The sequence below is a fragment of the Deinococcus sonorensis KR-87 genome (assembly GCF_040256395.1).
GTDB classification, from domain to species: Bacteria; Deinococcota; Deinococci; order Deinococcales; family Deinococcaceae; genus Deinococcus; species Deinococcus sonorensis.
On sequence record NZ_CP158296.1, the window covers coordinates 125,571 to 140,070 of the forward strand.

Consider the following 14,500-nt stretch of genomic DNA (forward strand, 5'->3'; position numbering starts at 1 on the left):
CATGACCCCGATTGCACAGATGAACTGGATGCAGGTTGAAGAGTACCTTCAGCGCGACGACCGGCTGGTGCTGCCGCTGGGCAGCACCGAGCAGCACGGCTACCTGAGTCTCGCGGTCGACAACATCCTGCCGGAGCGGCTGGCCCACGAGGCCGCCGGGCCGCTGGGCGTGCCGGTGCTGCCGGTGCTGCCCTACGGCATCACGCCGTACTTCCGCGGCTACCCCGGCAGCGTCACGCTGCGGGTGCAGACCTACCTCAGCGTGGTGCGCGACATTCTGGACGCGGTGTACGAGCAGGGCTTCCGGCGCATCCTGATCGTGAACGGGCACGGCGGCAACAGCCCCGCGCTGGGCTTCACCGGCGAGTGGATGGCGGACCACCCCGGCAGCCGGGTCAAGTTCCACAACTGGTGGAACGCTCCGCAGGTCTGGGCGCAGGTGCAGGCCACCGACACCAACGCCAGCCACGCCTCCTGGATGGAGAACTTCCCCTGGACCCGGCTGGAGGGCGTCACGCTGCCGGACGAGGAGAAGGCGCCCCTTGATCTGGACCGGCTGCGGCTGCTGGGGCCGCAGGAACTGCGCGGCTACCTGCAGGAGGGCAACTACGGGGGCCGCTTCCAGCGTCCGGACGACGAGATGCAGCGCATCTGGGACGTGGCGGTGAAGGAAACCCGCGCCCTGCTGGACGGGAGCTGGGCCCAATGAGCGGGGAAGACGACCAAGCCCGCCTGCTCATCTGGGGGGCGGGGGCCATCGGCGGGACCATCGGGGCGTATCTGGTGCGGGCCGGGCATGACGTGACCTTCGTGGACCGCGCCGCCGATCACGTGGAGCGCATGACCGCGGCGGGCCTGCACATCGTCGGCCCGATCGAGGACTTCACCGTGCCGGCCGCGGCGTTCACGCCGGATCAGCTGCAGGGCCAGTGGGACACGGTGCTGCTGTGCGTCAAGGCCCAGGACACCGAGGCGGCGGCGGCCGAACTGGCCCCGCACCTCGGCCGGGACGGGGTGCTGGTGTCGGTGCAGAACGGCCTCAATCCGCTGACGCTCAACCGCCTGCTGGGCGAGGAGCGGGTGGTGGGCAGCTTCGTGAACTTCGGCGCCGACTACCTGGAGCCGGGCGTGGTGACCTACAGCGGGCGCGGCGCGGTGGTGGTGGGCGAGCAGGACGGCCGCGTCACGCCCCGGGTGGAACAGCTGCACCGGCTGCTGCGGCAGTTCGAGCCGAACGCGGTGCTGAGCGAGAACATCTCCGGGTACCTGTGGAGCAAGCTCGGGTACGGCGCGCTGCTGTTCGCCACCGCCGTCACCAACGACGGCATCGCGGACGCGCTGGCCCGCCCGGAGGACCGCGACCTGTACGTGGCGCTGGGCCGCGAGGTGCTGCGGGTAGCGCACGCGCACGGCGTGACGCCCGAAGCCTTCAACGGGTTTGATCCGGCTGCCTTCGTGCCGGGCGCCAGCGACGAGGCCGCCGACGCCAGCCTGACCGAGATGGTCGCCTTCAACCGCCGCAGCGCCAAGACCCACAGCGGCATCTGGCGCGATCTGGCGGTGCGCAAACGCCGCACCGAGGTGGACGCGCAGCTCGGCTGGGTGGTGCACTTCGGGGGTGTCCACGGGGTGCCCACGCCCATCACCGCCCGGCTGGTGCAGCTGATCCACGAACTGGAGGACGGCCAGCGCGAGCTGAGCCGCGACAACCTGCTGGAGCTGCACCGCGTCATGCCGCAGCGGGTGACCTCGTGAAGCTGGACTTCAGCGGCCAGACGGTCATCGTGACCGGGGCGGCGCAGGGCTTCGGCCGGGCCATCTCGCTGGCCTTCGCCCGGGACGGCGCGGCGGTGTACGCCTGCGACGTGCAGCCGGAGGGCCTGACCGAGACGGCGCGGCTGGCCGAGGAGCAGGGCACGCCGCTGCACGTGCGCCCGGTGGACGTGACGGACCGCGCGGCGGTGCAGCGGCTGGCGCAGGAGGCCGAGCAGGCCACCGGCCGCCTGGACGTGCTGGTCAACAACGCGGGCGGGGTGCTGGGACAGGTGGGCCGCCCGCTGGAGGAGATCAGCGAGGGCGACTGGCAGAGCATCTTCCGCGTCAACGTGGACGGCGCCTTTCACTTCGCCCAGGCGGTGGCCCCGGCCATGAAGCGCCAGCGGCGCGGCCGGATCATCAACATCTCCTCCGGGGCCGGGCTGGGCGTCAGCCTGACCGGCATCCAGGCGTACGCCAGCGCCAAGGCCGCGCAGATCGGCCTGACGCGGCAACTGGCGCATGAGCTGGGCGAGTTCGGCATCACCGTCAACAACGTGGCGCCCGGCTTCGTGCGCAGCAACCCCACCACCGAGCGCCAGTGGCAGAGCTACGGCGAGGAGGGCCAGCAGCGGCTGGTGCAGGGCATCGCCCTCAAGCGGCTGGGCAGCCCGCAGGACATCGCCTCGGCAGTGCAGTTCTTCGCCTCGGAGCAGGCCGGCTGGATCACTGGGCAGGTGCTGAGCGTGGACGGCGGCAAGTGATGGGCGACCTGGAGCAGGTGCTGGACACGCTCGCCGGTCGGCAACAGGCCTCGGTCGAGGACCTGCTGGCCTTCGCCGCCATTCCCAGCGTGAGCGCCCAGGCGCAGCACGCCCCGGACATTCAACGTGCCGCCGACTGGCTGGCCGCCCGGCTGCGGCAGGCCGGGCTGGAAACGGTCGAGCAGTGGCCCACTGGCGGCCATCCGGCGGTATACGCCGAGTGGCTGGGCGCGCCGGGTGCCCCCACCATCCTGGTGTACGGTCACTACGACGTGCAGCCGCCAGACCCGGAGGACCGCTGGCGCACCCCGCCCTTCACCCCGACGGTGCAAGGCGAGCGGGTGTACGGGCGCGGCGTCAGCGACGACAAGGGACCGCTGCTGATCGCGGTGCAGGTGGCGGACGCCTACCTCCACACCCTGGGCCGCCTGCCGCTGAACGTGAAGTTCCTGTTCGAGGGCGAGGAGGAGGTGGGCAGCGCGCACCTGCCGGCCCTGGTGACCGAGCGGCGGGAGCGGCTGGCGGCCGACTTCGTGCTGAGCGCGGACGGCGGCATGTGGAGCGCCGAGACGCCCTCGCTGACGGTGAGCGCGCGTGGGCTGGCGGCGCTGGAGTTCACGGTGCGCGGCCCCGCCAAGGACCTGCACTCCGGGCGGCACGGCGGCAGCCTTCAGAATCCGCTGCACGCCCTGGCCGACCTGGTGGCCGGACTGCACACGCCTGACGGCCGGGTGGCGGTGGACGGCTTCTATGACGGCGTCACCGAACGCACCGCTGAGGAGCGTGAAGCGACCCGTCAGCTGCCGTTCACCGACGAGGGCTACCTCGCCCAGACCGGCGCCCCCGAGGTCTATGGCGAAACCGGTTACAGCACGCTGGAACGGCAGTGGGACCGGCCCACCCTGGAACTGAACGGCCTGTGGGGCGGCTACACCGGCGAGGGCAGCAAGACGGTGCTGCCCAGCGAGGCGCACGCCAAGGTGACCTGCCGGCTGGTGCCGGGCCAGGACCCGGCCCGCATCCCCGGCCTGATCGAAGCGCACCTGCGCCGCCACCTGCCGCCGGGCGTGACGCTGGACGTCCAGCCCAGCGACCACGGCGCCCGCGCCTACCAGCTGCCGACCGGGCATCCGGGCCGCCGGGTGGCCCGCGAGGTGCTGGAGGCGGTGTATGGGCGGCCGCCGCTGGAAGTGGGCATGGGCGGCAGCATTCCGGTGCTGGAGACCTTCAGCGAGGTGCTGGGCGTGGACACGGTGTTCTTCAGCTTCGCGGTGGGCGACGAGGACATTCACGCGCCCAACGAGTTCTTCCGCCTGCCGCGCATCCAGGAGGGGCAGCAGGCCTGGGCACGGTACTGGATGACGCTGGCAGAGCTGCGGGGAGCGACGGCCAGCCGGGAAGCCCGCGCGTATGACTGACCCGGACGCCTCCCTGCACGCCTTTCAGGCCCTCTTGCTGCAGGGCGACCTGACCTGCAACATCTCGGACGCGCTGGAGCGAAGTGGCGCGCTGGGGGCGAGCGTCCGACCGGTGTGGCCCGAGGCGCGGCTGCTCGGCCCGGCGGTGACGGTCCGTACCCTGGGCACCGACCTGAGCGCGGTATTTGAGGGCATCGGGGCCGCGCCGGCCGGAAGTGTGCTGGTGATCGACTCGCACGGCATGACCCATTCGGCGTTCTGGGGCGAGCGCACCACCCGCGCGGCGCTGGCCCGCGGACTGGCAGGCGCAGTCATTGATGGCGCCTGCCGCGACGTGAGCGCGGTGCGCCGGCTGGGGTTTCCGGTGTTCAGTACCGCCATCACCCCCAATGCCGGGCTGCCGGCCGGGCGCGGCGCCGTGAACGTGCCGGTGGCGGTGGGCGGCCAGCCGGTCCACCCCGGCGACCTGATGGTGGCCGACGAGAACGGGGTGGTGGTGGTGCCGCAGGCGCGGATTCAGGCCACACTGGCCCGGGTGCAGGAGCTGCTGTCTGCCGAGCAGGCGCTGTTCGCCCGCACCAGCAGCGCCGCAGAGCTCAGCCCGGAGGGAGACTCAGCATGATTTCACCCGACTGGACGCAGGTGCAGCCCGGCACCGTGACGGACCTGCAGCTCACCCCTGACCTGGGCAGCGGCGAGCCGATCGCCTGCCGCCTCATCCGAGGCGCGCGGCCCGGCCCCACCCTGCTGGTCACTGCCGGAGTGCACGGCGCGGAGTACGCCAGCATTGAGGCGGCCACCCGGCTGATGGCCACCGACCCGCAGACGCTGGGCGGCATGCTGGTGGTGCTGCCGATCGTGAACCCGCCGGCCTTCTCGGCCCGCAGCATCTACATCAACCCGCTGGACGGCAAGAACCTCAACCGCTGCTTCCCCGGCCGCCCGGACGGGACCTACGCCGAGCGGCTGGCGCACTGGCTGACGTCCGAATTCATCGCCCATGCCGACGCGTTTCTGGACCTGCACGGCGGTGACCTGGTGGAGGCGCTGGCCCCCTTCTGCATCGTGCCGGCGGGTGACGAGGCGGCCATGACCCTGGGGCGCGTCTTCGGCCTGCCGCACCTCACCGTCAGCGAGGGGCAGGTGATGAGCATCTCGGCGGCCCGGCAGCAGGGCGTGCCGGCCGTGATCGCGGAGGCCGGCGGCCAGGGGCTGTGGCCGGAGCAGGCCGTGGCCCCGCTGGTGGACGGCGTGGTGCGGGTCATGCGGCACCTGAAGATGCTGGACGGCACGTCGGGTCCGCTGCCGGTGCAGGAGTATCACGCCCTGGCCTGGATGAGCGCTCCGGTCAGCGGCCTGTGGACCCCCGCCGTGCAGGTGGGGGAGACGGTGGAGGCCGGGCAGCCGGTCGGCCACATCCGCGACGTGTTCGGGACCGTCCTGGCCGAACTCTCCGCTCCTGCTGGCGGCACCGTGCTGTTCGCCGTGACCAGTCTTGCCATGAACGCCGGTGACCCGCTGTACGGCATCGGCACCCTGTCCTCGGAGGCCCCCCATGTCTGAATTTGCCCGACTGAGCGCCGAAATCAACGACCTGCTGTGCATCCTGAACGTGCTGAACTGGGACGCGCGCACCCAGATGCCGCCCGGCGGCAGTGTCACCCGCGCCCAGCAGTCGGCCACCCTCACCGGCGTGGCGCAGGAGAAACTGCTCTCGCCGGCCTTCGAGCAGGCGGTCCGAGCCGCGCTGGACGCCGATCCGAATGACCGTGCCGCCCAGCAGACGCTGGAGGCCACCTCCGCCCTGAAGCGGGTGCCAGAGACCCTGACCCGGGAGCTGGCCGCGCTCAAGGGCGAGGCGCAGGACGTGTGGGCCGAGGCGAAGGCGGCCAACGACTTCCCGCGCTTCGCCCCGTACCTGGAGCGGATGGTGCACCTCAGCCGTGACCTTGCCGACGCGCTGGGCTACCAGGACCACCCGTACGACGCGCTGCTGAACCTCTACGAACCGGGCCTGACCACCGCCACGCTGCTGCCGCTGCTGCAGCGCCTGCGCGAGCATCACGTGCCGCTGCTGCAGGCGATCATGCGCCAGCCGGAGCCGCGCACGGATTTCCTGGACCGGCATTACCCGGCTGCCGAGCAGCGCGCCTTCTCGCTGCGGCTGGCCCAGGCGTTCGGCTATGACCTGACGCGCGGGCGGCTGGACGCCTCCGCTCACCCGTTCGAGATCAGCTTCACCCGCCAGGACGTGCGCATCACCACCCGCTATCAAGAGACCTTCCTGCCGGGCGCGCTGTTCGGCACCCTGCACGAGACCGGCCACGCGCTGTACGAGCAGGGCGTCGCGCCGGAGCTGAGCCGCACCGTGCTGGCCAGCGACCTGCTGGGCCTGTACGCGGTGGGTGGGGCCAGCTTCGGCACGCACGAGAGCCAGTCGCGGCTGTGGGAGAACCGGGTGGGCCGCTCGCGCGCCTTCTGGGACCTGCACTTCCCGGCGCTGCAGCAGCAGTTCCCGGAGCAGCTCCAGGGCGTGAGTGCCGCGGAGTTCCACCGGGCGGTGAACCGGGTGCGGCCCAGCCTGATCCGGGTGGAAGCCGACGAACTCACCTACGACCTGCACATCATGCTGCGCGTGGAGCTGGAGAGCCGGCTGATCGCGGGCGAGCTGAGCGTGCAGGACCTGCCGGCCGCCTGGAACGCCCGGGTGAAGGCGGACCTGGGCCTGGACGTGCCGGACGACGCGCGCGGCGTGCTGCAGGACATCCACTGGTCCACCGGCTACTTCGGATCGTTTCCTACCTATACGGTCGGCAACGTCATGGCGGCGCAGTTCTACCGGGCGGCCCAGGCGGCCCTGCCGCAGCTGGACGCTCAGCTCGCGTCCGGCGATTACACGCCGCTGCGCGAGTGGCTGACCCAGCACATCTACCGGCATGGCCGCACCTACACCCCGCATGAACTCCTGGAGCGGGCCACCGGCAGCGGGCTGGACCCGCAGCCGTACCTGGACTACCTGAGCGAGAAATTCACCGGGCTGTACGCCCTGGAGGCACACGCATGAGCGAAGGCAGACTGTCGGGCAAAGTGGCGCTGGTGACCGGCGCGTCGAGCGGCATCGGGGAGGCCACGGCGCGCGCACTGGCCCAGGAGGGGGCTGCTGTGGCACTGGTCGCTCGACGGCAGGACCGGCTGGAGGCGCTGGCCGCGGCCATCACGCAGGCGGGTGGCCGGGCCGAGGTGATCGCGCTGGACATTGCCCAGGACGAGCACGCCCGCGACGCGGTGCGCCGCACGGTGGGGGCGCTCGGCCGGCTGGACATCCTGGTGAACAACGCCGGGCTGATGCTGCTGGGCCCGGTGACCGGCGCGGACATCACCGACTGGCAGCGCATGCTGGACCTGAATGTGCGGGCGGTGATGACCCTCACCCACGCGGCGCTGGAGACCATGACGCCGCAGCAGAGCGGACACATCGTGAACATCTCCTCGGTGTCGGGGCGCGGGGCCAGCCCCACCAGCGCCGGGTACAGCGCCACCAAGTGGGCGCTGGGCGGCTTCAGCGAGGGGCTGCGCCAGGAGGTGCGCCTGAACGGCATCCGCGTCACGGTGATCGAGCCGGGCGTGGTGGCCACCGAGCTGACCGACCACATCACCCACACGCAGACCAAGGACACCTACGAGAGCCGCATCAAGACCATAACCCCGCTGGAGGCCGAGGACATCGCGGCGGCGGTGGTGTATGCGGTGACGCAGCCGCAGCGCGTCAACGTCAACGAAATTCTGATCCGCCCGCTCGATCAGGGCTGAGCGCTTCCGCCGCGCCGTCGGGGCGCACCAGCAGGGTGGTGCCCTGCACCGCCACGATGCGGACGGTGCTGCCGGCAGGGGCGTCCGCCCCCTGCACCGGCCACACGCCGTCGCCCACCCGGGCGCGGCCCTGGCCGTGCCGGATCGGCTCGGTCAGCACCACCGTCCGGCCGATCAGCCGCGCCGCGCCCCGGTTGAGCTGATCGGCCTCGGCGCTGTGCGGCAGCCGGGCCAGCACCCGCCGGCCCACCAGGATGCTCACCACGCTCAGCGCCCCGAACAGCAGCAGTTGCAGCGGCACGCCCAGTGGCAGCAGGGCCACCAGCAGGCCCAGCACCGCCGCCGCGATGCCCAGCCACACCAGAAACACCCCTGGAACCAGCACCTCCAGAATCAGCAGCACGGCGGCCAGCGCCCACCAGTGCCACGGCGCGACGTGCGACAGCGTGGGCCAGTCCATGCTCAGCGCTTCTGGCCGCTGGCGGCGGCGGCCAGCTCCGCGATGCCCTGGATGCTGCCCAGCACGCCGACCGTCTCCAGAGGCAGGATCAGGGTCTTCTGGTTGCTGCTGGTGGCCAGCTGCCCCAGCGCGTCAATGTACTTCTGCGCCACGAAGTAGTTGATGGCCTGCACGCTGCCCGCGTCGATCGCCAGACTGACCATCCGGGTGGCCTCCGCCTCGGCCTGCGCCTGCCGTTCCCGTGCTTCAGCCGCCAGGAACGCCGCCTGCCGCAGGCCCTCGGCATTCAGGATCTCCGATTGCTTCTGACCCTCGGCGCGCAGGATGGCCGCCTGCCGCAGCCCCTCGGCCTCCAGGATCACGGCGCGCTTGTCGCGCTCGGCCTTCATCTGCCGGCCCATGCTGGCGACCAGATCGGCCGGCGGCTTGATGTCCTTAATCTCAATACGGGTGATCTTGACGCCCCACGGCTCGGTGGCCTCGTCCACCACCCGCAGCAGGCGGGTGTTGATCGAGTCGCGCTGCGACAGCAGTTCGTCCAGGTCCATGCTGCCCATCACGGTGCGGATGTTGGTCATCGTGAGGTTCAGCATCGCCTGATTCAGGTTGCCGACCTCGTAGCTGGCCTTCGCCGCGTCGAGCACCTGGTAGAACATCACGCCGTCCACCGTCACCTGGGCGTTGTCCTTGGTGATGATCTCCTGCGACTGCACGTCCAGCACCTGCTCCATGATGTTGACCCGCCGGCCGATACGGTCGATGTACGGGAAGATCAGGTTGAGGCCGGGTTTGAGGGTGCGCTGGTAGCGCCCGAAGCGCTCCTGGGTCCATTCGTAGCCCTGCGGCACACTCTTCACGGCGGCGGCGAGCGTCACCACCACCAGCACCAGCACGATCACGGCGAGCACGGAAATTGCCATTCTGAACCTCTTCTGGGCGGAATGAAGGTGGCCGCCGGCCGGAGCGGCGGAGCGAGGATGAAGGAAACCGGTCTGTGCAGTATGGCGCACCCGGCCTGCGCCCACAGGGCGCAGGTTGCGATTGGGAGCCGCTCTCCGAATCTCCGGTGAACGTGGAGCGCCACAACCGGAGTGGAACGTACGCTAGAACACCACAATGATGCGCCCTGGCCTTCTGCTGCGTTCCGGCTTCCAGGCTTTCCTCCGCGCCGGCCTGGAGCGGCCATGAGCGGTCCGGTGTCCTCCGGGTTGGCCCTGGACCGGGCCTTCAGGCTGCAGGCCCTGGGCAGCAGCGTGCCGCGTGAGCTGCGTGCCGGGCTCACCACCTTCCTGACCATGAGCTACATCCTGTTCGTGAACCCGCAGGTGCTTTCGGCCGCCATCCACATTCCCAACGCCTTCGTGCAGCTGCTGATGACCACCGCCCTCTCGGCCGCGTTCGGTTCGCTGATGATGGGGCTGGTGGCCCGGTATCCGTTTGCCCAGGCGCCGGGCATGGGTCTGAACGCCTTTTTTGCGTACACGGTGGTGCAGGGCCTCGGGGTGCCGTGGCAGACTGCGCTGGGCGCGGTGTTCATTTCCGGCGTGCTGTTCGTGCTGCTCAGCGTGCTGGGGGCACGGCAGGCGATCGTGAAGGCCATTCCGCTGGGGCTCAAGTTCGCGATCACCTGCGGCATCGGCCTGTTCCTGGCGTTCCTGGGCTTCCGCAACGCCGGGCTGGTGGTGGCCAACCCCGCCACCCTGGTGGGTCTGGGCGCCGTCACCTCGCCCACCGTGTGGCTGGCACTGGTGGGCCTGCTGATCAGCAGCGTGCTGCTGGTGCGGCGGGTAACCGGGGCGGTGCTGTGGGGCATCCTGCTGACCAGCGTGCTGGCCGTGCTGCTGCACCTGCCGGTGTACGCGGGCGGCCCCAATGGGGCGCTGCAGGCGTTTCCTGGCTTCCAGGGCCGGCTGCTGGGGGTGTTGGACGCGCCGGTCTGGCCCTCAGGGCTGTTCCTGCAGCTGGATCTCGCCGGCGCGCTGGGCCTGGGGCTGCTGAACGTGGTGTTCACCTTCTTCTTCGTGGATTTCTTCGACGCGACCGGCACCCTGACGGGCCTCGCCCAGCGCGCCGGGTACCTGGACCGTGAGGGCAACATGGCCCGTCCACGCCGCACCTTTGCGATGGACGGGCTGGCGGCGATGTTCGGCGCCCTGATGGGCACCAGCACCACCACCGCGTATGTCGAGTCGGCCAGCGGCATCGGGGAGGGCGGGCGCAGCGGCCTGACGGCCGTGACGGTCGGCGTGCTGTTCCTGCTGAGCGTGTTCTTCTGGCCGCTGGCCGCCGTGGTCCCGGCGGCCGCCACCGCGCCCGCGCTGATCCTGGTGGGGGCGATGATGCTGGAAGGCGTGCGCCAGATCGCCTGGGACGACATGTCCGAGGCCGTGCCGTGCTTCCTGGCCATCGTCGTGATGCCGCTGACCTTCAGCATCGCCAACGGGGTGAGCCTGGGCGTCATCAGTTACTGCGCCATCAAGCTGCTGAGCGGGCGGGGCCGTGAGGTCAGCGGGTTGCTGTACGCGGTCGCGGTGCTGCTGCTGGCGCGCTACATCTGGCTCACGGCCGGCTGAAGGCGCGGCGTCTGGGTCAGCCGCGCAGGGTGATCACCTCGAAGGGCCCGTAGCGGCCGGTCCAGTCCGCCTCGCCGTCCTCCAGCAGGGTGGTCTGCTGCCACTGCGACGCGAGCGGCGAGTGCACCCCAAAGTGTCCGCGGCTGCCCAGCGGATCGTAGAGCCGCACGATCACCTGTTCGTCCCGGTTCAGCCGCAGCGCCGAGAGCGACAGCCGCGGCTGCGTCACGGTCAGCAGCCGCTGTTCGGCGGGCCAGGTGCCGGTGCCGGGCGCCAGCACGGCGTCCAGCGGCCGATTCAGCTGCTGCGCCTCGCGCAGGGTGCCGGTGAGGTCCGCCCCGGCGTGCGGGTACAGGCTATAGGTGAAGTGGTGCTCGCCTTGGTCGGCCAGCGGGTCCGGATACACCGGGGCGCGCAGCAGCGAGAGCCCCAGCACGTTGCCCTTGACCGAGTGGCCGTACTTGCTGTCGTTGAGCAGGCTCACCCCGGAGTCGCTCTCGCTGAGGTCCGCGAAGCGGTGGGCCGGCACCTCGAACTGCGCGGCGTCCCAGCTGGTGTTGTGGTGGGTGCTGCGCGTCACGACCCCGAAGGCCGTCTCGAAGGTGGCGTGCGGACTGCGCACCTGCACCGGCGTCAGCGAACGCAGCAGCTGACGCCGCCCCTGCCAGTGCACGTGGGTCACGATGTCGAGCCGCCGGGAGGCCGCGCCGAGCGTGTACTGCTGGGTGATGACCGACTGCTCGTGGGTGTACACCACCTCGATGCAGGCCTCGGCCGCCGAGCAGCGGATCAGGCGGGGCGGCCGCGTCGCCCGCAGCTGCTGGCCCTGCGCCGTGTACAGCGCGTCCACGTCCCAGGCTTCCCAGGTGCGCGGCAGGTCGGTGTAGAGCCACAGCTGGTTGCCGGGGCCGTCCAGCACCTCCCGGTCCTGCGTGCGGTCATGCAGCCGGAGCAGCGTGCCGTCCGGGGCCACCTCCAGGCGCAGGAAGCGGGTCTCGATGGTGGTGTCGGTGGCCACAAGCGCGGGCAGCGGGTTCGGGCCCGGCTGCAGCCGCACGCTGGTGTGCCCCAGGCCCGGCACCTGCCGGTCGGCCGTCAGCCGCACGCCCCCGGGCGTCACGGCGTGCGGCAGCACCTCGCCGTTCAGGTCGGTGACATGGAAGTCGTCCAGCGCCGGCGGCGGGAAGGTCACGTCCAGCTGCTGTTCGCTCACGCCGAGGTTCCAGATCACCACCACGCCGGCCGCGTCCTGCCCCCCGCCAACCTCTGCACTGAGGGCGGTCAGCGCCTCGTGCCGCAGGGCGCGCGCCTGATCCAGCGCCGGCTGCATCTCCTGATGGTGCGTCTGGTTGACCTCGTGAACGCTGGAGCCGGGCAGGATGTCGTGGAACTGGTTGCGCAGCAGGGTGGTCCAGCAGGTGTCCAGCGCGTCGTGCGGGTACGGGCGCTGCAGCAGCCGCGTCGCCAGGGTCAGGGCCGCCTCCGTGGCCACCAGTTGTTGTTCCAGCTGACGGTTCAGCTGTTTGACCGTCGCCTGGGTGGTGTAGGTGCCTCGGTGCAGCTCCAGATACTGCTCGCCGCGCCAGACCGGCAGGCGGGAGGCGTCGATGGCCGCGTAGTGATCCGCCACCCGGCTCATCTGCAGGCGCGGCAGCCCCGGGAACGTCTGGTAGCGGCGGTAGCGCTCCAGCATCGCGTCGGTGGGGCCACCGCCCCCGTTGCCCCAGCCGAAGCTCAGCAGCGTGGCCGGGTGGTGCGTCTTGCCCTTGAAGTTGCGCCAGGTGTCCACCAGATCGTGCGCCAGGATGTTGCCGTTGTACCCCTGGTTCGGGTTGCGGAACGAGTGCGCCACCACCTGCGAGCCGTCCAGCCCCTCCCAGCGGTACAGATCGAAGGGGAACTCGTTGGTCTCGTTCCAGGTGAGCTTGGTGGTGAAGAACGACGGCAGCCCCGCCTGGCGCAGCAGTTGCGGCAGGTTCGCCGCGTACCCGAAGGTGTCGGGCAGCCAGCAGACCGTGGCCGTGCGGCCGAACCGCGACTGGAAGTAGCGCTGGCCATAGTACAGCTGGCGCACCCAGCTCTCGCCGTTGATCAGGTTGCCGTCCGGCTCCACCCACATGCCGCCCACCAGCTCCCAGCGGCCCTCCTGCACGCGGGCCCGGAGGCGCTCGAACAGCTCCGGCTGCTCGTCCTCCATCCACTGGTACAGCTGGGCGCTCGACTGGTTGAACACGAAGTCGTCGTGCCGGTCCATCAGGTCCAGCACCGTCGAGAAGGTGCGCTGCGCCTTGCGCTTCGTTTCGTGCAGCGGCCACAGCCACGCCAGATCGATGTGGGCGTGGCCGGTCAGGTGCAGCTCGCCTTCGGCCGGGTGCCGTTCCAGCAGGCGGCGCAGCCCGTCCGAGAGGTGCTGCCGGGCCGCCTCCAGCGAAGCGCGGTGGGTGTCCTGCAGTTCGGCTGGAGGCGCGGTGAACTGCCACTCGTCCCAGATGCCCTCGATGATGTCGCGCTCGGCGGGCGAGTGCATCAGACGGGCCAGAAAGGCCTGATCGTCGCCCCGGGGCAGCACGCACAGATTGACACTCTCCCACAGCAGCGCCGCCAGGGCCGTGGCCACGTCCGGACGCTCGCGCTGCGCCAGATGCCGCGCCGCGTCGTGGGCCGACGCGAGGTCCTCGACCAGCGCCCGCACCTGCAGGTCCGGCCTCAGCAGACTCAGCTCCTCAAAGCGCGGTGATGGCACCGGCGCGCCGAACAGCCCCTTGGGCGAGGCCTCGATGGTCAGCTGGTACGGCCCTGCATTGCCGGTGCCGTCGGTCAGCACCACCTCCTGGTGATAGCGGTTCAGCCCGAAGCGGGCCTGACCGTTCATCAGCAGCACCGCCTCGCCGCCCGGTCGCGCCCGCAGGTAAACGGGGCCGCCGCGCCACGCTTCAGGTGCCTCGGCCGTGAACTGAAAGGTCACCGGGAAGGCGCGCGAGGGCCAGGGGTCGCCCACCCGGTACGGCTGCCACGCGCCTCCTTGAGGCCGGAACTGGCCGTCCGTGACCGGGACACTCTCCTGGTTGGTCCAGGCCGCGAGCTCATGAATCCGCTTGTGGATCAGCTGCAGCAGCTGTTCGAGGCTGGGTGGGTGTGCCACGGGGTCCTCCAGGGATGCGCCGGGAGGGAGCAAACCGCTGCCGGGGCGTGAGAGGCTGGATTGAGGTGCGCGGTCAGGTCGGGCTCGCCATAGTCAAACAGGCTGGTGGCAGACAGCGCAAGGGGCAGGCCTTCAGCGGCCCGAGTCGGCCTGCTCGCCCTTGTCGCTTTCGGACCGTCCGAGGATTCCTGGCCAACGCAACAGGAGCCCCGGCGGCCCACCAGCACACAGGAAGCGGCTCGGCGCCGAGGCCTTTCTTGGTCAGGCGGTTGGCCACCACTGCTGTTTAAATCGCCCGGCTTGGACGTGGGCCTCAGCACCTGAACTGGCCTTCCGGTCTGGTCAGCTGGGGCGGTCATCCGGCATGGGGGCTGGATGGAGGTTGCTGTACAGCCGGTTGAGGGCCCAACAGCGTGCTCGACCACCTGCTTCAGTGGAGGCCCAGGACGCTTGTGAGGATCTGCCGGGCGCGGCCCAGCCAGGTCCCTTCGCGCATCGGGAAGCGCTGGCACGGCCAGGGAAACCGGAATGGGAGCCGCCCACCGGCCACCGCCCGCGGACGATGCAGCAGCACAGCA

At 70.7% G+C, this 14,500-nt stretch carries 12 protein-coding genes; 9 read left to right on the forward strand and 3 right to left on the reverse strand.

The annotated features are described in order from the left end of the window. The first annotated feature begins 1 nt into the window (after nt 1). From ABOD76_RS00575 to ABOD76_RS00610, 8 genes are read left to right on the forward strand one after another with little or no spacing between them, the layout of a single operon-like run. Complete coding sequence (locus ABOD76_RS00575; RefSeq protein ID WP_350241029.1) at nt 2-709, forward strand: creatininase family protein; 708 nt, start codon at nt 2-4, stop codon at nt 707-709. After that, nucleotides 706-1,755, forward strand: a complete 1,050-nt coding sequence (locus tag ABOD76_RS00580) for a ketopantoate reductase family protein (protein ID WP_350241031.1) — start codon at nt 706-708, stop codon at nt 1,753-1,755. Before ABOD76_RS00575 ends, ABOD76_RS00580 begins: the two co-directional genes overlap by 4 nt. Further along, on the forward strand, nt 1,752-2,519 hold the full coding sequence (locus ABOD76_RS00585) for an SDR family NAD(P)-dependent oxidoreductase (protein WP_350241033.1): 768 nt from the start codon (nt 1,752-1,754) through the stop codon (nt 2,517-2,519). The genes ABOD76_RS00580 and ABOD76_RS00585 overlap by 4 nt, the downstream gene beginning before the upstream one ends. Further along, nucleotides 2,519-3,937, forward strand: a complete 1,419-nt coding sequence (locus ABOD76_RS00590) for a dipeptidase (RefSeq protein WP_350241082.1) — start codon at nt 2,519-2,521, stop codon at nt 3,935-3,937. The genes ABOD76_RS00585 and ABOD76_RS00590 overlap by 1 nt, the downstream gene beginning before the upstream one ends. After that, nucleotides 3,930-4,559, forward strand: a complete 630-nt coding sequence (locus ABOD76_RS00595) for an RraA family protein (protein ID WP_350241035.1) — start codon at nt 3,930-3,932, stop codon at nt 4,557-4,559. Before ABOD76_RS00590 ends, ABOD76_RS00595 begins: the two co-directional genes overlap by 8 nt. Continuing rightward, complete coding sequence (locus tag ABOD76_RS00600; protein ID WP_350241037.1) at nt 4,556-5,500, forward strand: succinylglutamate desuccinylase/aspartoacylase family protein; 945 nt, start codon at nt 4,556-4,558, stop codon at nt 5,498-5,500. Before ABOD76_RS00595 ends, ABOD76_RS00600 begins: the two co-directional genes overlap by 4 nt. Further along, nucleotides 5,493-7,001, forward strand: coding sequence for a carboxypeptidase M32 (locus ABOD76_RS00605; RefSeq protein ID WP_350241039.1), 1,509 nt, complete (start codon nt 5,493-5,495; stop codon nt 6,999-7,001). Before ABOD76_RS00600 ends, ABOD76_RS00605 begins: the two co-directional genes overlap by 8 nt. Beyond that, a complete protein-coding gene (locus ABOD76_RS00610; RefSeq protein WP_350241041.1) occupies nt 6,998-7,747 on the forward strand; it encodes an SDR family NAD(P)-dependent oxidoreductase in 750 nt (249 codons plus the stop codon). Before ABOD76_RS00605 ends, ABOD76_RS00610 begins: the two co-directional genes overlap by 4 nt. Here ABOD76_RS00610 and ABOD76_RS00615 read toward each other — a convergent pair. Both ABOD76_RS00615 and ABOD76_RS00620 read right to left on the reverse strand, forming a co-directional pair. Beyond that, a complete protein-coding gene (locus ABOD76_RS00615; RefSeq protein ID WP_350241043.1) occupies nt 7,710-8,207 on the reverse strand; it encodes an NfeD family protein in 498 nt (165 codons plus the stop codon). The genes ABOD76_RS00610 and ABOD76_RS00615 overlap by 38 nt on opposite strands. A gap of 2 nt (nt 8,208-8,209) precedes the next feature. Further along, complete coding sequence (locus ABOD76_RS00620) at nt 8,210-9,127, reverse strand: SPFH domain-containing protein (protein WP_350241044.1); 918 nt, start codon at nt 9,125-9,127, stop codon at nt 8,210-8,212. A gap of 264 nt (nt 9,128-9,391) precedes the next feature. Here ABOD76_RS00620 and ABOD76_RS00625 point away from each other — a divergent pair, with 264 nt between their 5' ends. Beyond that, nucleotides 9,392-10,780 carry an NCS2 family permease gene (locus ABOD76_RS00625; protein WP_350241046.1) on the forward strand — a complete coding sequence of 463 codons (1,389 nt, stop codon included), beginning with the start codon at nt 9,392-9,394 and terminating at the stop codon, nt 10,778-10,780. A gap of 16 nt (nt 10,781-10,796) precedes the next feature. On the opposite strand, the gene ABOD76_RS00630 is transcribed toward ABOD76_RS00625, so the two are convergent. Then, the gene (locus ABOD76_RS00630) at nt 10,797-13,922 is read right to left on the reverse strand and encodes an alpha-mannosidase (RefSeq protein ID WP_350241047.1); all 3,126 of its coding nucleotides are present in this window, start codon (nt 13,920-13,922) and stop codon (nt 10,797-10,799) included. Between the last annotated feature and the right edge of the window lie 578 nt (nt 13,923-14,500).